This window comes from Streptomyces sp. NBC_00390, assembly GCF_036057275.1.
GTDB lineage: Bacteria > Actinomycetota > Actinomycetes > Streptomycetales > Streptomycetaceae > Streptomyces.
On record NZ_CP107945.1, the window covers coordinates 8,173,577 to 8,193,437 of the forward strand.

Below are 19,861 nucleotides of genomic sequence, written 5' to 3' on the forward strand. Positions count from 1 at the left end.
CTCCACGTCCGCATCGTCAACGCCACCACCGGCCAACTCCTGCGCGAGCTGATCCTCGACCCCACCCGCGAGCCCCAGCAAAGGAGCAGTGCACCGTGTCCTACGACCGCGCCGTCCGCCTGGCCACCACCGACTTCGCCGCCGCCGTCACCGCCGTCCGCCGGGCCCTGGCCGACCAGGGATTCGGCGTCCTCACCGAGATCGACGTGACGGCCACGCTGAAGGCCAAGCTCGACCACGACATGGAGGACTACCTGATCCTGGGCGCCTGCAACCCGCCCCTCGCCCGCCGGGCCCTGGAGGCCGACCGCTCCATCGGCCTGCTCCTGCCGTGCAACGTCGTCGTACGCCGGGACGGCGACCACACGCTCGTCCAGGCCCTCGACCCGGGCGCCATGGTCACCCTCACCGGCCTCGACACCCTCGGGCCCGTCGCCGAGGAAGCCACACCCGCCTGGACGCCGCCCTGAACGCCCTGTCCGCCGCCTGACCCGCCCCTTCGTCGGAGCGTCAGGAGAGGGAGAGGAAGAGCTTCTCCATCTTCTGGGTGTCGAGGCTGTCGGCTCCGCCCTCCTGGGTCAGGCATTCCTTGAGGCCGCTGGCGACGATGGCGAAGCCGGCCCGGTCCAGCGCGCGGTTGACCGCGGCGAGCTGGGTGACGACGTCCTCGCAGTCGCGTCCTTCTTCCAGCATGCGCACGACGCCGGCGAGCTGGCCCTGGGCGCGCTTGAGCCTGTTGGCGGCCGACCGCACATGGTCGGCGGGGAGCTGGACCATGGGGTGTTCCTTTCGAAGGGCCGGCCGGGGACCGGCTGCGGTCACCGGCCGGGGCTCTGGGTGGTGAGGGAGGCGCGGATCTCGTCCATGTCGAGCTCGCGGACGGCGGTGATCACCTGGTCCAGCGCCCGGGGCGGCAGGGCGCCGGGCTGGGAGAAGACCAGAATGCCTTCACGGAAGGCCATCAGGGTGGGGATCGAGGTGATGTCCGCGGCGGCGGCCAGGGCCTGCTCGGCCTCGGTGTCGACCTTGCCGAAGACGATGTCGGAGTGGGCCTCGGAGGCCTTCTCGTAGACGGGGGCGAACATCCGGCACGGTCCGCACCAGGCGGCCCAGAAGTCGACGAGGGCGATGTCGTTGCCGGTGACGGTGTTCTCGAAGTTCGCGGCGGTAAGTGCGACGGTGCTCATGGGGATGGTTCCTTCCGGTTCACCAGAGTAGTTCCTTTTGATACCCCCCGGGGTAATGAACACCGGAACGGGACGGGGCATTCCTGGGACGGCGCGGCATGACGCTGCCCCGGCGCGCGGAAGGGCGTGCGCCGGGGCAGCAGGGGGGACCGCTAGGTCCGGTGGACGGCGCGTCGCAGCGGACAGCGGGCGACGAAGCCGTAGCAGACGCCCGCTCCGGCGCCCAGCGAGGCGAGGGCCGCGAGGACCGGGACGACAATGTGGGCGGGGGCCTGCTGGACCAGGACGAAGGTGCCCATGGCCAGCACGAACCAGGCGAAGAGCCGGGAGAGGACGTGCGCGGGGACGCGCCCGGCCAGTCGTGCTCCGGCCAGGCTGCCGACGACCGCGAACCCGGTGACGGCCAGGGTCAGAGTCCAGTCGATCTGGACGCTCGACAGGTAGCCGGCGAAGCCCGCGGCGGACTTCATCGCGATGACCAGCAGGGAGGTGCCGATGGCCACCGGCATGGGCAGGCCGCCCAGCAGGGCCAGGGCGGGGACGACGAGGAAGCCGCCGCCCGCGCCGACCAGGCCGGTGGCCAGGCCGACGGCCGCGCCGTCCAGCAGGACCCTTCCCACCGGGAGCTGCTGGTGGGCCCGGCCGGGGCCGACATCGCGGCGGCCCCGGAGCATGGCGGCGGCGGTGATGATCATCATGACCGCGAAGGCGATCAGCAGGACGACGTCGGGAATGTGGCCGCCGACGAGTCCGCCGGTGTAGGCGCCGGCCATGCCGGCCGCTCCGAACAGGACGCCGGTGCGCCAGCGGACCCGTCCGCCGCGGGCATGATTGATCATGCCCACGGCGGAAGTGACGCCGACGACGAACAGGGAGGTGGCGATGGCCTCCTTGGCGTCCATGCCCGCGACGTAGACCAGCAGCGGCACGGTCAGGATCGACCCGCCTCCCCCGAGCAGGCCGAGGGAGACGCCGACCAGCAGCGCGAGGACCAGGACGAGCGTCAGCGTCATGGTGATCACCTGCCGTCGGCGAGCTGGGCGACGGCCTTGCGCGGGTCGAAGGACGGTGTGCGGTTCCACGGCATCTTCGACAGCATCACGCCCATGGCGCAGGTGTTGCTGATGGCGGCGAAGGCCAGTCCTCCGCCGACGAACGCGGACAGCGCCTGCAGGCCGGGGACGACGAAGCTGCCGAGGGCGCCGACCAGCACCAGGAAGCCGGCGACCAAGCGGACCTGGCGCTCCATGTCCCAGCGCTCCTGACCGTAGGTGGTCGGGGCACCGGACTTCTCCCAGGCGGTCATGCCGCCCGACAGGACCGCCAGGCCGGGGAGCCCGGCCTCGGCGAGGGCGCGTTCGGCCTGGCCGGCTCGCTGGCCGGAGCGGCACACCAGCACCACGTCGGTGTCCAGGTGTTTCGTCAGCTCCTCGCGGTGCTCGCGCAGGGTGTCCAGCGGGACGTTGTAGGAGCCGGGGATGTGCGCTCCCTCGAACTCGGCGGGGGAACGGACGTCGAGCAATCGCGGCGGGTTGGCCGAGTCGAGTTTGGCGCGCAGTTCATCGGTGGTCAGGCTGCGGGGGGTGGTGGAGGTGGTCACGCGCTGATCTCCTGTCGGTTGTCGCGGGTTCCGGGGATGTCGGAGGGGAGGGCGCACAGCCCCAGGTCGAGGGCGTTGTCGAAGCTGTCGTCGACGGCGACGACGTCACGGCCGCGGGCATGGAGCAGTGCGGCGACGACCCCGGCGCGGTAGCCGCCGGCGCAGTGCACCCAGACACGGCCCGCGGGGATCTCCTCGAGGCGGCCCGGCACCTCGTGGACGGGAATGTGTACCGAGCCCGGGATGTGTGCCTCGTCGCGCTCCTGGTTGCGGCGCACGTCCAGGACGGCGAGGTCGTCGTCGCCGGCCAGGGCGGCCTTGAGGTCGCCGAAAGTGGCGCGCTCGTAGGCGGCCAGGGGCTCGCCGCCGGCCCAGTCCTCGGGGCGGCCGGTGGCCATGGCGGCCGGGCGGTCGATGCCGATGCGGACCAGCTCGCGCTGGGCCTCGGCCACGTCCGCGGCGGTCTCGCCGAGCAGGGTGACCGGGGTGCCCCACGCAATCAGCCAGCCCAGGTAGGTGACGAACTGGCCGTCCAGGCCGAAGTTGAGGCTTCCCGCCAGGTGCCCGGCGGCGAAGGCGGTGCGGTCGCGCAGGTCCACCACCCACTCGCCGGCCTCGATCCTGCGCCGCAGCTCGGCCGGGTCCGCCACGGACGGCGCGGACAGGTCCGGCTTGCCGGGCCCGCCGGAGTTGGCCGCGCCCATGTGGGCGTAGTAGGCCGGGTAGGCGTCCAGGCCCGCCAGGAGCTGCTCGACGTAGGCCTCCTCGCCGGCGGTCAGCGCGGTGTTGGTCCGCTTCTCCTCGCCGATGGTGCTGGACAGGCCGGCGGCCTGGGTCGCGGAGCAGAACGAGCCGAACCCGTGGGTGGGGTAGACGGCGGTCTCGTCCGGCAGTTCCTTCGCCAGCCGGTGCGCCGAGCGCCACTGGGCCCGCACCAGGGTGTCGGTGTGGTCCGGTCCCAGCAGGTCGGGCCGTCCGGTGGTGCCGTACAGCAGGGAGCCGCCGGTGAACACCGCGACCTGCTTTCCGCCGGCCTCCAGCGCGTAGGACAGGTGGGTGTGGGTGTGGCCCGGGGTGTGGATCGCCCGCACCCGCAGGGTGTCGCCGACCTCGATCATCTGACCGTCGCGCACCGGGGTTCGCTCGTAGGAGACCTCATCGTCGGCGTTCACCAGGTACTGCGCGCCCACCTCGCGGGCCAGGGCCAGGCCGCCGGTGACGTAGTCGTTGTGGATGTGCGTCTCGAACACGTGGGTGATCCGCACTCCGGCGGCGTCGGCCAGCGCGGTGACGCGGTCGTAGTCGCGCTGGGGGTCGACCACCAGGGCCACGAAACCGTCGTGGGCGAGATAGGTGCGGTCGCCCAGGCCGGGGGTCTCGACGGGCAGAACGGTGATCATCGCGTTTCCTCGGGGGTGGCGGGGGCGGTGGAGGCGGTGGGGACGCCGGGCTCGTCGCCGGTGGCCGCGGGGCGGCCGGCGTCGATCCAGGCGGCGGTGCCGCCGCTGACGCTGTAGGCGTCGTAGCCCAGGTCGCGGAGCAGGGAGGTCGCCTGTGCGCTGCGGCCGCCGCTCTGGCAGATCACGTGGACCGGCCGGTCCTTGGGCAGTTCGGCAAGGGCCAGCGAGAGGTTGGGCAGCGGTGCCGACCGGGCGCCGGGGACGTGGCTTGCGCGGTACTCGCCGCTGTTGCGGACGTCGACGACGAGGGCGCCAGCCGCGTGCGCCTCGGCGAACCTCTGCTGGTCGATCTCGGGAACCATGCGGGGAACTCCTGCTCAGTTGCCTTCATTAATACCCAGGGGGGTATACCTGAGCTCAACCGTAACAGGATCCGGTTTATGCCCCGGGGGGTATCCAGAAGTTGTGCCTCACATGCCGGGCCTCCGTCCCCGCCGCGGAACGGGGAGGCGACGGATCACCGCGCCGCTCCGGCAAGAAGCCTGCGGGTGGCGCCGTCGGCCGGTCTTCCGCGCCCGGCGGCCCTCATGTCGCGGAGGTGAACCGTTGCCGTGACCTCCGCGGCACCCCAGCCGCCCCCGCCCGGCCGGACCGGCGTCGCACCGGCATGCGGAGGTTCGGCTCGGGGCGGTCCCGCCCGTCCCCGCCGTCGATCCCACGGCCTGGTCGCGAGGTCGGGGGGATCGCGGCCGGGACGCGGCTCGGCATCCGCCGGGCGCCGCCTCGGAGCACCGCCGCTCCCGGTGCAAGTGGCGCCCGCGACGGCCCGAGCGCGGCGCGAGTGACGTCTTCACGACCCACGGGTGCATACCCCACGCACGAGGCGTCCTTCACGCCCAGATGCTCGGCCAGGCACTCGACCACCGGCCACGGCACATCCAGCGGATCTTCCAGGAACGACTCCAGACAGCGAACCGTGCACATCTGGAGCGCGAATCCCAGTCGGCTGTGATCACCTCTCCGCTTCCGGATCAGCTCCCGGTCCACGCGTCGAGGTAGAAGAACCGCTCCAGTTCCGGCCGCGTCGGCTCCTCCGCGAACCGCCCGTACGCCTCGGCCTGCTCATCAGTCAGAAATTCCACCGGCACGCGGCGGACGGTAGCCCCGCGCCACACCGCTCGGACGATCTTTCACCGAACCCCAGCAACGAAGTGGATCACTGTGCTAAACGCCGAGGTCGAGAACGCTCCTTAGCGCCAACGGCTGTTCCGTTGTTCCCGAGGCCGTACACAGCGTCACCGGCCACACCGGCCACCGTCCTGGTGCCTTTGCGGGCGGTGGTCAGCCTGCCGGGGCGCCGGGGGTGAACGTGACGGGGAGCTGCAGCGGGCCACGCAGCCCGCCGGGCCGCCACCTCAGCTCGTTCGGCGGCACGGCCAGGGCCAGGTCGGGAAGGCGGCGCAGCACCGTCCCGATGGCGATCTGGCCTTCCAGCCGGGCGAGCGGCGCGCCCAGGCAGTAGTGGATGCCGTGCCCGAACGCCAGGTGGCCGTTGTCTCGCCGGGTGAAGTCCAGCCGGTCGGGGTCGGGGAAGCGTGCCGGATCGCGGTCGGCGATGGCGGACGCGATCAGCACGGTCGCGCCACGCGGGACGGTCACACCCGCGATCTTGACGTCCTCGCGCGCGAACCGGGCGATGCCCGGGCTGACCGGGCCGTCGTAGCGGAGGAACTCCTCGACCGCGCCCGGGAGCAGCTCGGGATCGTCCCGCAGCAGCTCCAGCTGGTCGGGGTGGGCGAGAAGCGCGGCGATACTGCCGCCGATCAGGTTGACCGTCGTGATGTACCCGGCCACGAGCAGCAGGAAGGTCATGGCGATCAGCTCGTCCTCGTTCAGCCGCTGCTTCTCGTCGCGGGCGCTGATCAGCGCGCTGAGGAGATCGTCTCCGGGCCGGGCGCGCTTGGCCTCCAGGAGCTTCGTCACGTACGCACGCATCCGCTGCCATGCCTCGTTCACAACGGCCGGGTCCGGCATCTTCTCCCCGCGCATGAGCATGTCGTCGGTCCACCGCTGGAAGTCGTACCGGTCGTCCACCGGCACGCCGAGCAGCTCGCTGATCACGGTGACCGGGAGGGGCAGTGCGAAGTCCGCGACGAGTTCGGCGCGGCCCGTCGGCACGACCGCGTCGAGCAGCCGGTCGGTGATCCCCTGGATACGGGGCCGCAGCTCGGCGACCCTGCGCGCCGTGAACGCCTTCGAGACCAGGCGGCGCAGCCGGGTGTGGTCGGGCGGGTCGGAGCGCAGCATGTTGCTCATCATCGACTCGCGCTCGAACTGGGGCAGTTGCTGCATGAGCCGGGGGTCCGAGGCGTCTCGGACGTCGCTGCTCAGCCTCGGGTCGGACAGGGCGGCGAGCCCGTCCTCGTAGCGTGTGACCAGCCAGGCGTCCAGGCCGCCCGCGATGACGGCGCGCCGGACCGGGCCGTCCTCGCGCAGCTGCCTGTAGAGCGGGAAGGGATCGGCCACGAAGCCTGCGTCGGCGTAGGGGAGAAGGACCGGCTGCTGGCTCATCATGCCTCCCGAGGCACGTAGCGACCATGTGCTGCAGTTTGCTGTTACTTGAGGGTATATGCCCAAATGTGACCGATTCGTGGCGCCAGTGAAGGGAGGAGCGCGATGGACGCGAAGAACGCCATGGAGGCGGGGGAGCGGACCACGTGCTGTGTCGTGGGCGGCGGCCCCGCCGGAATGGTCCTCGCCCTGCTCCTGGCCCGGGCCGGGGTGGAGGTGACAGTCCTTGAGAAGCACGGCGACTTCCTGCGCGACTTCCGCGGCGACACCGTGCATCCGAGCACCCTCGCGCTTCTGGAGGATCTCGGCCTCGGCGAGCGGTTCGCCCGGCTGCCGCAGCGCCGGGTCACGGCGATCCAGCTGCCTCTCGGCCCCGATCGCTCACTGGTGACTGTCGGTGACATCGGCGCACTGCGGGGCCGGTACAACTACATCGCGCTGGTGCCGCAGTGGGACCTGCTCGACCTCCTCGCCGACGAGGCCCGGCGGGAACCGGCCTTCTCCCTGCGCATGAGCACCCAGGCGACCTCCTTCCTCATGGAACGGGGACGCGTCACCGGGGTGTCCTACCGCACGTCCGACGGCCGCACCGGCGAGCTGCGGGCCACCCTCACGGTGGCCTGCGACGGCCGAGGATCGCTGGCCCGCTCGCTGCCCGGCCTGGGGCTGCGGAGGTTCCGCTGCCCGATGGACGCCTGGTGGTTCCGGCTGCCGAGGCGCGACGGCGACCCGCACGGACTCGTGGGAGGCGTCGGCGACCGGTTCCTCAGCGCCATGATCGACCGCGGGGACTACTGGCAGTGCGCCGCGCTGATCCCCAAGGGCGGCGACGCCCAGCTCCGCGCGGCCGGCCTCGACCGGTTCAGGGACGTGTACGGGGCCGCCGTCCCGTGGATCGCGGACCGGATGCACACCCTCGCGTCGTGGGACGAGGTGAAGCTGCTCGACGTACGGCTCGACCGGCTCCGGCGCTGGCACAGGCCGGGGCTGCTGTGCATCGGCGACGCGGCGCACGCCATGTCGCCGGTCTTCGGTATCGGCATCAACCTCGCCGTCCAGGACGCCGTGGCTGCCGCCCGCCACCTCGTCGGCCCGCTGGGGGACGGCGCGGCCGGCCTGCCGGCGGCTGTGCGCCGCGTCCAGCGCCGCCGCCTGCCGACCACAGCCGCCACCCAGGGCCTCCAGCACTTCGCCCACACCCACGTCATCGAGCCACTGCTGCTGGGCCGGCCTCCCTTTGGCGACCCCAAGCGCGCCAAGCGCCTGGCCGAGCTGGTCACCACCTCGCGCTGGCTGAACCGGGTGCCGGCGTACTTCCTGGCCTACGGGGCCCTGCGTGAACGCCCGCCGGTAGCGTCCGTGCGCCGGGCAGTGACGAGCTGATCCCGGCGGTGACGGGCCGTACGCGCACCGGCCGCTACTCGGCCGAGGAGGCCGTCGGCCGGTCCGTTTTCACTATTCGGCGCAGGCGCCGGTGGGACCGCCTCGACGACCAGCTCCGCGTGGTGGCGGTTACGGCTTGCAGGGCCGCCGCGGTGCCGGGGTGTCTCAGGAGGCGGACATCCTCCCCGGGTCCGGCGCGATGATGCGTGACACGGCCTCCACCACGGTGGCGCGGTGCCGGTGTCTGCGCTCTTCCTTCCAGGCCGAGCCGTCCGCGTCGGTAGCGGGCCCGCCGGGGGCCGCGAACCAGGCCTGGGCCAGGGCGAGCACGAGGGTGAGTACGTCGGAGGGGTTCAAGCCCGGGTCGATGCGCCCCCCGAGCTGAGCATCGGCAATTGCCGCGATCTTGCGCCCGTATGCCACCGCGCCGTCGGCCGTGGAACCCGGGCGCTCGAGCTGCTTCCAGGCGACGAGCCGCATCAGCGCGGGTCGCTCCGTCAGATGATCGAAGATCGCTCCGGCGTAGCCGGGGAGATCCGCGGCGTCGAAGGGCACCGACTCCGCACCCAGCTCCATGGCGCGCTGCAGCACCAGGTCGAAGAGCTGTTCCTTGTTGCCGAAGTAGACATAGATGAGGCGCTTGTTCGCCCCGGCGGCCTCGGCGATGCGGTCCACCCGGGCTCCGGCGATGCCGTACTCGGCGAACTCGGTGAAGGCTGCGTCGAGGAGGCGTGCCTTGGTTGCGCTGGAGTCCCGTGCCATGAGGGGCAGCCTATAGGTAACTATCCAGTTATTGACATCCGGGTCCGGCTTCATTCATGCTGGAACTAACGAGTTAGTTACCTGCTGAGGAGAGCAACATGATGGAGCTGCGCCCCCTGGGATCCCAGGGTCTGACCGTCGGGGCCGAGGGGCTCGGTTGTATGGGGATGAGCGCCTTCTACGGCGCGACCGACGAAGCCGAGTCGCTGGCCACGATCGACCGCGCGCTGGAACTCGGCATCACGATGCTGGACACCGCCGAGGGGTACGGGCCCTTCGTCAACGAGCGGCTGATCGGCAAGGCGCTCGCAGGGCGCCGGGAGAAGGCCGTGATCGCCACCAAGACGGGCATCGAGTTCACCGACGACGGCTCCATGCTCGGCCACAACGGGCGGCGGGAGTACATCCACCTGGCCGCGGACCGCTCCTTGCGCAACCTCGGCACGGACTACATCGACCTGTACTACCTGCACCGCGTGGACCCGGCCGTGCCCATCGAGGAGAGTGTCGGGGCCATGGCAGAGCTCGTCACCGCCGGCAAGGTCCGCTACCTCGGGATCAGCGAAGCGGCTGCCGCCACCATTCGGCGTGCTCACGCCGTCCATCCGCTGACCGCGGTGCAGACCGAGTACTCCCTCTTCGAGCGGGGCATCGAGAGTGACGGTGTGCAGGCCACGCTGACAGAACTCGGCATCGGTCTCGTCGCCTACTCGCCGCTCGGCCGCGGCTTCCTGTCCGGCGCCATCACCAGCCCCGGGGACTTTGCCGCCGACGACTTCCGTCGCACCGACCCGCGCTTCCAGGGTGAGAACTTCACCCGCAACCTCGCCGTCGTCGACGAGGTCGCTCGGCTGGCCGAGGAGAAGTCCGTCACGCCCTCCCAGCTGGCGCTGGCCTGGGTGCTGCGCACGGGTGCGGTTCCGATCCCCGGCACCAAGCGCCGCCGCTACCTGGAGGAGAACGCCGCGGCCCTGTCCGTGACGTTCACCGCCGAGGACATCGCGGCCATCGAGGCCGTTGCACCGCGCGGTGTCGCCTCCGGCGACCGCTATGCGCCCGAGCTCATGCAGTCGCTCAACGGGTGACCGCTCCGCCCGGGGGCCGCTGCGGGGAGTGCGGGCGGCGGCGCCCCGGCCCGGGGCGAGGTGTCAGGGCCGGCCCGGCCCGTCGTGTGCGGCGAGGACGGACCAGGGCCGCCCCGCCGCGCGGTGGGGGAGGGGACGCAATCCAGTACCAGGCCGACCTACTTGAGGGCCCGGACGCATCGCGGCCCGCCAAACGTCACCCGAACCGACAACCTGAGTAGCAATTGCGGCACATGTCCCGAGGGTCAGGGGCCTGGCACCCACCACCCGTACTGCGCCGGGTCGAACCGCACATGGAAACGCACGATCACCGTGGCGACCTGGGCGCGCCTTGCCCGGTGGGTCGTCAGGGATCGGGTCACGAGTGTGATCGGTGCAGGCGACGAGTAGTACCTCGGTGCTGTGGTAGGCGTTCGCGGCCCAGCAGTTGTGGCCGGCCCGCATGATTCACGATCGCGCCTACGATGGGCCTCAGGCGTCAGCAAGTTGAGCCTGTGGAAACCGCTGATCAGCCGTGGCCGGGGTTGCACGCGGCACGGTTGGCCCTGTGGTCGGCCAACGGCCGGAGTCGTCGCCGCCCGTCGACCACGATGGTGCTCACCGGTCAGGCTGGGCCACTGCGACTCGGCGCTCAGGGCTCCACGCCGCAGCGTCGCGCGATCGCATTGAGGCGTTCCAGTTCGCGTCGCGCCGCGGTCGGGTGGGCGAGGTCGAGGGCCATCCCGGCGCGGGCGGTGATGTAGAGGACGTCCTGGCGGATGGACGCGTCGAGGCCAGGGGCGGCCTGGAGGCGGCGGCCCGTGACACGCAGGGAGACAGCGATGTGGTCGAGACGGTCCCGCATGCCCAGAGGAAGCACCTGCGGCAGTGCGTCCTTGGCGTAGTCGCGCACTTGACGGTCCGCCTCGCAGGGTCGGGGCGGCGAGGGAGCCCAGGGAAGGCCGGCTTCCCGGGCATCGTCGTACATGTCCGCCACCAAGGCCCGCGCGGTGGCGGAATCGCCCTCGGCGACGGCCGCGCGGGCCGACTCCAGCATGGAGCGCAGTCGGGCACGGGTCTGCGGGTCCTCGCCCGTCCGGGCGTCCAGATAGCCGGACCACACGTCGAACGACTTGCTCAACTCGGCATCCAGCATGACGTTGTACGCGTCCGGCACCCGGCCGCCCTTCCCATCGGGCCGTCCCGGCGCGGACGGCAGCGGTACACAATAGGACGGGCGATGGGCGCACTGCCCGCGAATTTCCTCGGGCCGACTCAGCCGATGGGGTCCCCCGGTGCCACCCCTCGCATGCGTGGGTCAGCCTGGCCGAGGAACGGCGGAGGTCTGCCGTATTGAGCTGTCCGGCCCACGCACATTCGGCTGCCACCTGCTCACTGCCGTCTTCCAGCCACCGGCCATCTGTGTGGCCCGCCTGCTGCACTGGTCCACCCGGCGCAGACGCCACCAAGCAACAGCCCGACGCAGCCACTACCGACGACGGTCCAACGATGAACTCGTCTGGCTGGGCACCGCAGTTGGCCGTTTGAGCACCGGCATTTTCCTTGATCGTCAGGGAGGTCGCGCCGATAGAGTCGGCTGGACGGTACCAGCGGAGGAACTGATGACAGCAGCGGATGCAGTGCCCATAGTCTTCGTTCACGGGACGCGCTTCAGCGCGGGACAGTGGAGCGTGCAGCTTGCTGCACTGCGGGACGAATTCCCGGTGGCCGCCGTCGACCTGCCCGGCCATGGAGAGCGCTCGGCTCAACCCTGGAGCCTGAGCAGTGCGACAGAGATCATCGCTTCCGCAGTGGACTCGCTCGACCGTGGGCCGGCTCTGGTCGTCGGGCACTCGCTCGGCGGATACGCCTCACTGGAGTTCGCGCGGTGTTGTCCAGAACAACTGCGCGGGCTGATCCTCGCGGGAGCCAGCGCCTCCACCCGCGGCCTCTGGGCAGCGCCATATCGGTGGGTCGCCAGGCTGGTCCCTCGTATACCGGCGGATCGGCTGACCCAGTGGAACGACCGGTTGCTGCGGCGGCTCTATCCGCCAGAAGTGGTGGAGGCGACCATCCATTCCGGCTACGCCTTCCATACCCTGCCCGCGGCCTGGGGCGAGGTACTGGGACGCTTCGATGCGGGTGCGATGCGTTTTGTGGAGGCTCCGGTACTGATCCTCAACGGCGAGAAGGACGCCGTCTTCCGGGCGGGCGAGGCGGACTTCGCCCGCGCACATCCCCACGCTCGCGTCGAGTTGATCCCGCGGGCAAGACATCTCGCGAACTTCGACGACCCAGACGCCTTCACTGATGCCGTCCGCCGCTTCGCCCGGCAGCTCCCTGCCGTCAGCTGAGTGCGCCATCGCCGTGACCCCGGCGCCCCCCTGAATACCCATCGGCCAACTGCGGTGCTCAGCCACTGGAGTACCAGGACCGACACCGGTGCGATCCGGCTCCACATCACATCAGTGATCACTAATCCGGACAGACACATCCGGTCAACCGGTCACTCCATCAAGAAGACCCGCTCGAGGTCTGTCCGCCCGATCTTGTGATGCGGCTTGGTCCAGCTGTTCGTGCTGGGTGGGCTCAGGGTGAGCCGCGGTAGTTCCGCACTGCTGCCAGGTACTCCGTCACCGCGTCGGCATCGGGCTCGCTGTCCGCTGTGGGGCGACCGAACTGGTCGCAGCCACCAGTGAGTGGCTGCGACCAGCACTCTCACCACACGCGCCTGCCCTCTCCTCAAGCCGCCGAGCGGTCGGCCGCTCGCGTCCCCGGGCGGCCGGCGGCCGGAGTGCGTCGGCGAGGCGCGTGCAGTCCTCGGTCAGCGCGGAGCGGTGACGTCTGCCACACGGCTGATCGCCTTGAGGCTCAGAGGGTGTCCCGGGGGCCATGGGTGTGGAGGAACAGAACAGGCCCGGTGCCCAGACGGCCGTCAGCCGACATGGCGAGCAGAGCAGCAAACGCTTTTGCCGTATACACCGGATCGAGTTCCATCAGCCCGCTCTCCGAGGCAAGGCGCTGGGCACTGTCGCCCTCTGGTGTGGCGTGACCGTAGCCCGGTCCCAGCCAGTCCCGCACCATCGTCACCTCGGCCGGCACGATGCGGGTCGGAGGAAGGTTAGCGCCCCGCCCGCGCAGGAGACCCTCCGTCCGGTCGGCCAGCGCGACCACGGCCCGGTCATCCAGCCGCAGCGTGTCGTTGACGACCACGCCCACGACACGAGTGTGCAGCCCGGCCAGCCGGAGACCAAGAGCCAGTCCTGCGGCGGTACCCCCTGAGCCGACGGCGGTGACGACGTGTGAGGGCTCAGGCAGAACCCCGTCCGCGACCTGTGCTGCGAGCTCGAGAGCGACCTCGACATAGCCGACCGTGCCGATCGGCGCGGAACCGCCTGCCGGCAGGAAGTAAGGCAGCCGCCGTCCCGTCGTATGGCGGACGAAGAGCCACGGTGCGGCGGCGACGGTCCGGGCCTTCGTCCGGGTGAAGTACAGGGTGGCGCCGGATCGCCGCAGCCTCTCCAAGTGCGCCCGGACGTGATCGTCGAGAGGCTGGTCGATCAGCGCAAGGGCGGTGGACAGACCCTGCTCGCGAGCGTAAAGGGCGGTGGCCAGGCCCCAGTTCGTACCGAGACCACCCACCGTCAGGATCGTGTGCCTCCCGCGGCGTCGTACGTCGGGAAGGATCCACTCGAGCTTGCGGATCTTGTTGCCGCCCCACCCGCCGGAGCCGAATCCGCTCTCGTCCTTGCACCACAGCGATACCCCGTCCGCCAAACCGGTCAGCTCGCGCACGGGCGTCGGCCGGTCACCGAGCGAGAGGTGCGGCAGCGAGGTGACCAGCTGGGGGAACATCCGGTGCAGCAGCGGTCCACTCATCGTCGGACTGCTCCTTCTTCTCGATGGTTGCACGTGGCGCGGGCCCTGCCGAAGTAGTGAACCGGCATCCCTTCGGTGCTCAATACCTTTCGGTAGCGGTAGCGGCGGTGGCCTCGGCGGCATCGTCGGAGCCATTGGTGCCGTCGTCGGCGAGGTGGTGGGGCGCCGTCCTCGGCGTCGTGGACACGGTACTCTCCGGCGGCTCCGGCGCCGGTAGTAACGGTCGCTACGATCAGCGCCGGTACCACCACGTGCCACTACGCGATGGGCATGAACCAGTGCGTCTCCACCGGTGCGGGAGTTCCCGTCTGCCCCAAGGAGGATGGACGCCCGGGGCAGCCCGCGCCCTCGCGCGGCCGGCAGAGAAGCTCGGCCGGACAGCCGCGCCCGAAACTCGCCGTAGAACAAAGCTCGAAGCTCTGCGCTCGCGCCGAAGGTCCAGCGCGTCAGCTACTTTGGTCGACGGGCGCAAGCCCTTCGGTCGACGCCCGGGCCGCACTCCGTAGAAGCTGACGGTATGACATCAATCGCCCGCCGGACCCTGCTCGCGGGCGCCGCGGCCCTTGCCACCACCGGCGCCGCCGCCGGCGCGTGTGCCCGTACGACGTCCACCGACGCGGCGGCGTCACCGCGGACTGCTGGCCCGCTCGCCTACAAAGGCGTCAACTTCGATACAGGCCGGGAGTCCTGGCGGACGGAGTATGTCCGCCAGGAGATCGCGGCGATCAAGGAGCAGCTGCACTGCAACGCGATCCTGTTGCTCGGCCACGACCTCGACCGGCTGACGGAGGCTGCGTCGATCGCGGCCGCACAAGGCCTGTTCGTCTGGTTCGAGCCCCGGCAGTTCGACCGTGACGCGGAGCAGACCCTCGCCTTCCTCGGATCGGTGGCGCGCGCCGCCCAGCGACTGCGCACCCGTCACCCCGGCGTGGGCATCGCGGTCGGCACCGAGCTGACCATCTTCATGTCCGGCCTGGTGCCCGGCAAGGACTACATCGAGCGCGGCCAGGCGCTGAGCCGCCCCGAGTCGGCCGGCTACCAGGAGCGGCTGAACGCCTTTCTGGGCCAGGCTCTGAATACCGTACGGCCGCTGTTCAAGGGACCGGTCACATACAGCTCGGGGGAGTGGGAGGAGGTCAACTGGCGTGGCTTCGACGTCGTGGGGGCCAATCTGTACCGGAACGCGGAAAACAAGGCCACATACGCAGAGAAGCTGCGCGCCCTGCACCGGCACGGCAAGCCCGTCGTCATCACAGAGTTCGGCTGCTGCACCTTCACAGGGGCCAAAGGAACAGGGCGGCATGGGCTTCACGGCGGTGGACTGGGAGCGGGAACCGGCGGTGGTCAAGGAGGGCTTCGTGCGCTGCGAGCGGGAACAGGCCGACGAGATCGGCGCGTTGCTGGACCTTTACGCGGCCGAGCGGGTGCACGGCGCGTTCGTCTACAACTTCATCGCCCCCGACTCGCCGTACTCCCCGCAGCGCCGCCACGACCTGGACATCGCGAGCTTCGCGCTGGCCAAGACCTGCCGGCTGCCGATCCACGTGGGCCGGGAGCGGGCCGGGGAATGCGTGCCGCCCTCGCGGAGTAGCCGCACTGGGTCAATCCGGCCAGGTCGGAGCGTTTGACGGTCTCGCGGGAGCGGCCGCACTCCACTGGCGGAGTCCACGATCCACACGTCGTCGCTCCACCGAGGCCCAGCGCGCCGGACGGACTGTTGCCGACCGGGGGGCCAGGTCTTCCGCGTTTCGATCTTTGGTGCCGGTGGTGAGTCACGGGAGGAAGGGGGGCTCCGTCCCCATCAACGCGAACCAGTCACCATCGAGGACCTGCCGCTCCCAGCTGTCGACCTCGTCCTCCGAGACCTTGTACTTCTTGGCGACCTCGGCGCTCGTCACGTCCCCGTACAGCATGACCATCACGATGCGCATCTTGTCCGCCACCGAGAATTCTCCCTTCGGCTTGTCCGGCAGATCGCTGAACCGGAGACAGCCGACCGTGCCGCCGTCACCGCCCTGGCCGCCGGTGCCGCCGGAGAAGCCGTCGCCGCCCCGGCCGCCGTCACCGCCGCGACCGCCGATCCCGGACTTGCCAGGCTCACCAGGCTTGCCCGGCTCACCGAGCAGGCCGCCCCGGCCGCCGTCACCACCCCGGCCGCCGGTACCACCGAAGAAGGCGTCACCGCCGCGACCGCCGTCGCCGCCACGGCCACCGATCCCCGGTTCACCGGGCTCCCCCGGCTCGCCGAGCAGGCCGCCACGGCCACCTTCACCGCCACGGCAGCCGTCCGAACTCTCGCCGGCACGGTTGTCGGCACTGGCGGGCTTGTCTCTGCCCGCATTGCTCTGCGCCGGTGCGGCGCATGCGGTGCCGACGGCGAAGGCCGCTGCGGCCGCCGCCAGGATGATTGGACGCTGCCAACGATTTCTGGACATGGGGACTCCGTTCCACGACATGGATGTTCACCTGTAGGTGCTCTGTGCCAGGACGCCGGGTGTGACGGCCGGGCGGCTTTACGCGTTGGCCGATTCGGCGGGGGCATGGGGGAGGTCGTGAAGACCTCCCCCGGTTCGGGTGGTGGGTCGGCGACGGACCGGACGTGGACCGCCCGGGCCGTCGCCGGGCGACGGTCAGAAGAAGCCGTTTCCACCCTGGCCGCCGGTGCCGCCGAAGAAGCCGTCTCCACCCTGGCCGCCGGTGCCGCCGAAGAAGCCGTCTCCACCCTGGCCGCCGGTGCCGCCGAAGAAGCCGTCTCCACCACGGCCACCCTTACCGCTGAAGAAGCCGTCTCCACCTCGGCCGCCGGTGCCGCCGAAGAAGCCGTCTCCACCCTGGCCGCCGGTGCCGCCGAAGAAGCCGTCACCGCCTCGGCCGCCGGTGCCGCCGAAGAAGCCGTCACCGCCTCGGCCACCCTCACCGGTCTGGACGCCGGCTCGGTGGTCGGCGAGGCTCACCACCGGCGCAGCGGGCTTCGGGGCCGCCATCGCGGTAGCCGGAAAGATGACGCCTCCACCGATCACGGCGGCCGATGCGAGAACCGTCGCGAGGCGAAAACGCCGGCGATTCGGGCGGCCATAGTCGTTGGTGTGAATATTACGGGTCATGGGTCCTTCTCCTCGATTCAGGGGATTCTTGAACGTTCCTACGAATTAGGGTCGGCGAATCGGTTTCCATCGGGATGAACCGGTGGTTCGGTGAGAAGGATTCCTGTGAGGAATTCCGTCCCATCGTGCTGTCGCGTTTCCTTTTCCGTGAGGACACTTCAAGTAGGCCTGAGGGGCGCACTGGGGTCACGTCCCGGAAAATCGGGGCTTGACCATGCCACAGGCGTCAGGTAAAAGCCCGATAAGGAAGCACCGCCCCAGCGGCCCGCGCAGGAAGCTGGGTCGGTCGATGTCCGAGCTGTCAGCTTCCGTGTGGCGTGCACCCAGGTGGAGCATGTCCGCCGAGCCCCCAACACCCGCCCGTGGTCGCGGACTTCAGGTCGACCTCTTGGGGCCTGGGCTGCCCTGACACGTCATCAACTTTGCCGAGGACGCTGACGCGACGGACGCGGCCGGAAGCCGCGGGCAGGGCCGGACAACGGGCGACCGTGCGAACACGGCTTGCGCCACCCCCGCGGCCACACCACCGTCAGCACGATGCCGCCCGCCGTTTGCAGACGGCAGCCTTGGGACTGAGATCCTCGTCGGGGCACGTGAGAGTGAGGGACTGCCAGGCCCCTCCTCTTCAAGTACGGCATCTTCGCCCGCTGCTTGACCGGCAGCGAGGGCCGAGATGCCCTGCACCGCCTCGGTGGGGAGTCGGCGAGGCCGTGGGTGATCCGTTGCAGGGACTGCGATGCCCCTTCACGCCGTCATTCGTCCTCGGCGCGTCGGCCGGTCACTCTCGTGCGAGCCGCGCGGAAGTTCCCGTGCCAGTTGTTTCCGCGACCCCGGACTCAGCGACGCACGGCCGGGGTGCCGAACGGGCATCCGGCCCCAGGATGGACAGCAGCGCCGAAGGCGCGGTGGACGACGCACGGATCCGGCAGACGCAACCGGCACGCGTACCGGGTGTGCCGAACGCCCTGGCCGAACCCAGTACATCGGCCGCCCCGGAGGACGGTCTGCCTGCATTCTTCTTCCGTCGCGCGCTGCGCGGGAACAGGGAGAAGCCTCGATCCCCTCGAGGCCGTGCGGGCACCCCGGCGGACGCGATCACGTCGAAGGCACAGCGCGAGAAATGCGCATACAGCGCTTCCCGCGGGACACGCACAAGCCCGGCCGGGTGGCGCGTCCCCTGACGCTGCCACCCGGCCGGGCCATGTCCTTACCGGCGCTGGACCGGTCCGCTCTTTCAGTCGGTGTTGACGGTGCCGTTGTTGATCGGCACGGTATTGCCGTTGCCGATGATGATGACAACATTCCCCGTCCCGCCGCCCCCCTTCCGGCCCCCGCCGTCGCGGTGGTCACCGCCACGCCAGCGGTCGCCACGGTGGTCGCTGTCGCGCCACTTGTCGCCGTGAGCGGCTGCCTTCGCCGGCCCCGGGGCCGCGAACGCGTTGGCGGGCAGCAGCGCGCCTCCTGCGGCCAGAGCGGTCGAAGCAGTCAGCATTACAAAGCGACGGGTGCGGTAGGTGCGAGCCATTGGAATTCTCCTTCGAGAGAAAAAGACGGTGGAAGAACTGCCGGACGCCCTTGCCGATTCACGGGCATTTCGGCAGCGGGACAGTGTGTCCAGTCAAGCGCCGTCAGGATTGTTTATGACGATGCGGGCGGGCCATCTGCTCTGCGTGACCCCATGCCTCAATTAAGCCCGGGATAAGCAGCTGCGTCATGCCGCTGCATTTCGGGACTTGACAGACGGCGACGGTCAAGTTACGGCGACCCGATTCCCGGTCGGGCGGCGCACCCACCGCCCAGCCCCGGATGAGCAGATCACGATCTACAGCTGGGGTCCCAGGCGATCGCGTTGGGCTTGCGGAAGGGCCGGTACGGCCGCGTGGACCAGCCGGGGCGTGGGTTTTGGAGGCAGTGGGCGTCGGTGATGGCTCGGATCGGGGGTGGGGTCGACTCGGTGACGCCGTGGGGCTTCGGCAGCCGTGGTCTCGATCGGTCCCGAGTCGAACAGGTGAGGGTGCCCGGGCCGACAGGCCCGGAGCACCTGTTTCTCGTGGCGCCGCCGTACGGCTCAGCAGCCGCCGCAGTTGTAGTAGGTCACGTCCCAGTGATTTCCTTCGTCCGCGTAGATGTTTCCGGACGCGGATTTCCACTGCGGAGCGCCGTCGCCCCGCACGCCGATGTACGTGAAGTTGTTCTTGATGTAGTTCCCGACGCAGGTGTACTTGCTGTAGTCGAGCTTGTAGCCGTTCCAGTGCGAGTACGTTCCGCCGGCGTGCCCGGTCTCGGTACCGCCGGTGATGTTGAGTGCGCAGCCGCTTGCGCTCTTCAGGGTCTGAGCGCCCTTCGCGGTGGCGAGGTTCAGCTGTGTGAAGGACGTACAGGTCGGGTTGTTCCTGTCCGAGCAGCCGCCGGACGAGGACCAGGTGATTCCGGACGCTCTGAACATTGACGTCGCCGTGGCATGACTGATCTTGGTGGCGGCGTGCGCGTCGGTGGCGCCGGTGACGACGCCGAATCCCGGGGCGAACAGCGCGCCCAGGACGAGCGCGAGCGCACTCAGGACTGATCGGACCCTCATGTCGGGTGTTCCCTCCTGCTGGCCGGTGCTGACCGTGCTGACTGATGACGGTGCTGCGTGTGGTGCCGTACTCCTGATGGGACGGGAGCGCAGGTGGAGCAGAGTGATGGTGCCCCAGGTCTACGCGCGTCCGCCAGAGGGCTGCAGCGTCGGTCGGATGAATTCCGCGACTGAAGTGGTGCGCCCCGGCACTCGACGCCGTGCGCAGGTCTTCCTGGATGGTCCGAGGGACGAACGCCCCAGTCGTCGCTGCCGAGAGCGCGACCGTCGTGGCGATGACACCGTGCAGGTGAAGCTCTGGAGTTCCTCAAGTGGGCTTTGCGCGCCGACCGT

General features: G+C 70.2%; 18 protein-coding genes and 3 pseudogenes. 6 read left to right on the forward strand and 15 right to left on the reverse strand.

From position 1 onward, the window contains the following. Positions 1–95 precede the first annotated feature (95 nt). Positions 96–490: pseudogene (locus OHS70_RS36475) on the forward strand (DUF302 domain-containing protein). A gap of 20 nt (positions 491–510) precedes the next feature. Here the strand turns inward: OHS70_RS36475 and OHS70_RS36480 are convergent. From OHS70_RS36480 to OHS70_RS36515, 8 genes and pseudogenes are all read right to left on the reverse strand, one after another. Further along, positions 511–777, reverse strand: a complete 267-nt coding sequence (locus tag OHS70_RS36480; RefSeq protein WP_328404813.1) for a metal-sensitive transcriptional regulator — start codon at positions 775–777, stop codon at positions 511–513. A gap of 41 nt (positions 778–818) precedes the next feature. Further along, positions 819–1,187, reverse strand: coding sequence for a thioredoxin (gene trxA, locus OHS70_RS36485; protein ID WP_328404815.1), 369 nt, complete (start codon positions 1,185–1,187; stop codon positions 819–821). 152 nt (positions 1,188–1,339) lie between these two features. Then, positions 1,340–2,200: a sulfite exporter TauE/SafE family protein gene (locus OHS70_RS36490; RefSeq protein WP_328404817.1), complete on the reverse strand. Its 861-nt coding sequence runs from the start codon at positions 2,198–2,200 to the stop codon at positions 1,340–1,342. A gap of 5 nt (positions 2,201–2,205) precedes the next feature. Beyond that, positions 2,206–2,787: a rhodanese-like domain-containing protein gene (locus OHS70_RS36495; protein WP_328404819.1), complete on the reverse strand. Its 582-nt coding sequence runs from the start codon at positions 2,785–2,787 to the stop codon at positions 2,206–2,208. After that, complete coding sequence (locus OHS70_RS36500) at positions 2,784–4,187, reverse strand: MBL fold metallo-hydrolase (RefSeq protein WP_328404821.1); 1,404 nt, start codon at positions 4,185–4,187, stop codon at positions 2,784–2,786. The genes OHS70_RS36495 and OHS70_RS36500 overlap by 4 nt, the downstream gene beginning before the upstream one ends. Next, positions 4,184–4,549 (reverse strand): rhodanese-like domain-containing protein, encoded by a 366-nt coding sequence (locus OHS70_RS36505; protein WP_328404823.1) that lies wholly within the window; start codon positions 4,547–4,549, stop codon positions 4,184–4,186. The genes OHS70_RS36500 and OHS70_RS36505 overlap by 4 nt, the downstream gene beginning before the upstream one ends. Before the next feature lie 511 nt (positions 4,550–5,060). Next, positions 5,061–5,335 (reverse strand): annotated as a pseudogene (locus tag OHS70_RS36510) (DUF4158 domain-containing protein); the annotation flags it as partial. Positions 5,336–5,528: 193 nt separating this feature from the next. After that, positions 5,529–6,758 carry a cytochrome P450 family protein gene (locus OHS70_RS36515; RefSeq protein WP_328404825.1) on the reverse strand — a complete coding sequence of 410 codons (1,230 nt, stop codon included), beginning with the start codon at positions 6,756–6,758 and terminating at the stop codon, positions 5,529–5,531. A 105-nt stretch (positions 6,759–6,863) separates the two neighbouring features. Here OHS70_RS36515 and OHS70_RS36520 point away from each other — a divergent pair, with 105 nt between their 5' ends. After that, positions 6,864–8,141, forward strand: a complete 1,278-nt coding sequence (locus tag OHS70_RS36520) for an FAD-dependent oxidoreductase (RefSeq protein WP_328404827.1) — start codon at positions 6,864–6,866, stop codon at positions 8,139–8,141. A 165-nt stretch (positions 8,142–8,306) separates the two neighbouring features. On the opposite strand, the gene OHS70_RS36525 is transcribed toward OHS70_RS36520, so the two are convergent. After that, on the reverse strand, positions 8,307–8,903 hold the full coding sequence (locus OHS70_RS36525) for a TetR family transcriptional regulator (protein ID WP_328404829.1): 597 nt from the start codon (positions 8,901–8,903) through the stop codon (positions 8,307–8,309). Between the two features lie 101 nt (positions 8,904–9,004). Here OHS70_RS36525 and OHS70_RS36530 point away from each other — a divergent pair, with 101 nt between their 5' ends. Next, positions 9,005–9,988, forward strand: coding sequence for an aldo/keto reductase (locus OHS70_RS36530; RefSeq protein WP_328406155.1), 984 nt, complete (start codon positions 9,005–9,007; stop codon positions 9,986–9,988). Between the two features lie 631 nt (positions 9,989–10,619). On the opposite strand, the gene OHS70_RS36535 is transcribed toward OHS70_RS36530, so the two are convergent. Further along, a complete protein-coding gene (locus OHS70_RS36535; protein ID WP_328404831.1) occupies positions 10,620–11,144 on the reverse strand; it encodes a hypothetical protein in 525 nt (174 codons plus the stop codon). A 445-nt stretch (positions 11,145–11,589) separates the two neighbouring features. Here OHS70_RS36535 and OHS70_RS36540 point away from each other — a divergent pair, with 445 nt between their 5' ends. Further along, complete coding sequence (locus OHS70_RS36540; RefSeq protein ID WP_328406157.1) at positions 11,590–12,321, forward strand: alpha/beta fold hydrolase; 732 nt, start codon at positions 11,590–11,592, stop codon at positions 12,319–12,321. A 517-nt stretch (positions 12,322–12,838) separates the two neighbouring features. Here OHS70_RS36540 and OHS70_RS36545 read toward each other — a convergent pair. Further along, the gene (locus OHS70_RS36545; RefSeq protein ID WP_328404833.1) at positions 12,839–13,846 is read right to left on the reverse strand and encodes a 1-aminocyclopropane-1-carboxylate deaminase/D-cysteine desulfhydrase; all 1,008 of its coding nucleotides are present in this window, start codon (positions 13,844–13,846) and stop codon (positions 12,839–12,841) included. 517 nt (positions 13,847–14,363) lie between these two features. Here OHS70_RS36545 and OHS70_RS36550 point away from each other — a divergent pair. Next, positions 14,364–15,437, forward strand: a complete 1,074-nt coding sequence (locus OHS70_RS36550) for a hypothetical protein (protein ID WP_328404835.1) — start codon at positions 14,364–14,366, stop codon at positions 15,435–15,437. Here the strand turns inward: OHS70_RS36550 and OHS70_RS36555 are convergent. Beyond that, positions 15,416–15,536: pseudogene (locus OHS70_RS36555) on the reverse strand (IS982 family transposase); the annotation flags it as partial. The gene OHS70_RS36550 and the pseudogene OHS70_RS36555 sit on opposite strands and share 22 nt — an antisense overlap. An 82-nt stretch (positions 15,537–15,618) precedes the next feature. Further along, complete coding sequence (locus OHS70_RS36560; protein ID WP_328404837.1) at positions 15,619–16,281, reverse strand: DUF1153 domain-containing protein; 663 nt, start codon at positions 16,279–16,281, stop codon at positions 15,619–15,621. 117 nt (positions 16,282–16,398) lie between these two features. Between OHS70_RS36560 and OHS70_RS36565 the strand changes: the two genes are divergently transcribed. Beyond that, positions 16,399–17,028: a hypothetical protein gene (locus OHS70_RS36565; RefSeq protein ID WP_328404839.1), complete on the forward strand. Its 630-nt coding sequence runs from the start codon at positions 16,399–16,401 to the stop codon at positions 17,026–17,028. A gap of 1,156 nt (positions 17,029–18,184) precedes the next feature. On the opposite strand, the gene OHS70_RS36570 is transcribed toward OHS70_RS36565, so the two are convergent. Together OHS70_RS36570 and OHS70_RS36575 are read right to left on the reverse strand one after the other, a co-directional pair. After that, complete coding sequence (locus OHS70_RS36570) at positions 18,185–18,475, reverse strand: hypothetical protein (protein WP_328404841.1); 291 nt, start codon at positions 18,473–18,475, stop codon at positions 18,185–18,187. Positions 18,476–19,018: 543 nt separating this feature from the next. Next, positions 19,019–19,528 carry a hypothetical protein gene (locus OHS70_RS36575; protein ID WP_328404843.1) on the reverse strand — a complete coding sequence of 170 codons (510 nt, stop codon included), beginning with the start codon at positions 19,526–19,528 and terminating at the stop codon, positions 19,019–19,021. Positions 19,529–19,861 lie beyond the last annotated feature (333 nt).

Excerpts from the sequence above, each read along its gene's own strand:
- OHS70_RS36505 (WP_328404823.1), bottom strand. The coding sequence starts at position 4,549 with ATGGTTCCCGAGATCGACCAGCAGAGGTTCGCCGAGGCGCACGCGGCT.
- trxA (WP_328404815.1), bottom strand. The coding sequence starts at position 1,187 with ATGAGCACCGTCGCACTTACCGCCGCGAACTTCGAGAACACCGTCACC.
- OHS70_RS36530 (WP_328406155.1), top strand. The coding sequence starts at position 9,005 with ATGGAGCTGCGCCCCCTGGGATCCCAGGGTCTGACCGTCGGGGCCGAG.
- OHS70_RS36560 (WP_328404837.1), bottom strand. The coding sequence starts at position 16,281 with ATGTCCAGAAATCGTTGGCAGCGTCCAATCATCCTGGCGGCGGCCGCA.
- OHS70_RS36515 (WP_328404825.1), bottom strand. The coding sequence starts at position 6,758 with ATGAGCCAGCAGCCGGTCCTTCTCCCCTACGCCGACGCAGGCTTCGTG.
- OHS70_RS36500 (WP_328404821.1), bottom strand. The coding sequence starts at position 4,187 with ATGATCACCGTTCTGCCCGTCGAGACCCCCGGCCTGGGCGACCGCACC.
- OHS70_RS36490 (WP_328404817.1), bottom strand. The coding sequence starts at position 2,200 with ATGACGCTGACGCTCGTCCTGGTCCTCGCGCTGCTGGTCGGCGTCTCC.
- OHS70_RS36550 (WP_328404835.1), top strand. The coding sequence starts at position 14,364 with ATGACATCAATCGCCCGCCGGACCCTGCTCGCGGGCGCCGCGGCCCTT.
- OHS70_RS36525 (WP_328404829.1), bottom strand. The coding sequence starts at position 8,903 with ATGGCACGGGACTCCAGCGCAACCAAGGCACGCCTCCTCGACGCAGCC.
- OHS70_RS36575 (WP_328404843.1), bottom strand. The coding sequence starts at position 19,528 with ATGAGGGTCCGATCAGTCCTGAGTGCGCTCGCGCTCGTCCTGGGCGCG.
- OHS70_RS36480 (WP_328404813.1), bottom strand. The coding sequence starts at position 777 with ATGGTCCAGCTCCCCGCCGACCATGTGCGGTCGGCCGCCAACAGGCTC.
- OHS70_RS36570 (WP_328404841.1), bottom strand. The coding sequence starts at position 18,475 with ATGGCTCGCACCTACCGCACCCGTCGCTTTGTAATGCTGACTGCTTCG.
- OHS70_RS36545 (WP_328404833.1), bottom strand. The coding sequence starts at position 13,846 with ATGAGTGGACCGCTGCTGCACCGGATGTTCCCCCAGCTGGTCACCTCG.
- OHS70_RS36520 (WP_328404827.1), top strand. The coding sequence starts at position 6,864 with ATGGACGCGAAGAACGCCATGGAGGCGGGGGAGCGGACCACGTGCTGT.
- OHS70_RS36540 (WP_328406157.1), top strand. The coding sequence starts at position 11,590 with ATGACAGCAGCGGATGCAGTGCCCATAGTCTTCGTTCACGGGACGCGC.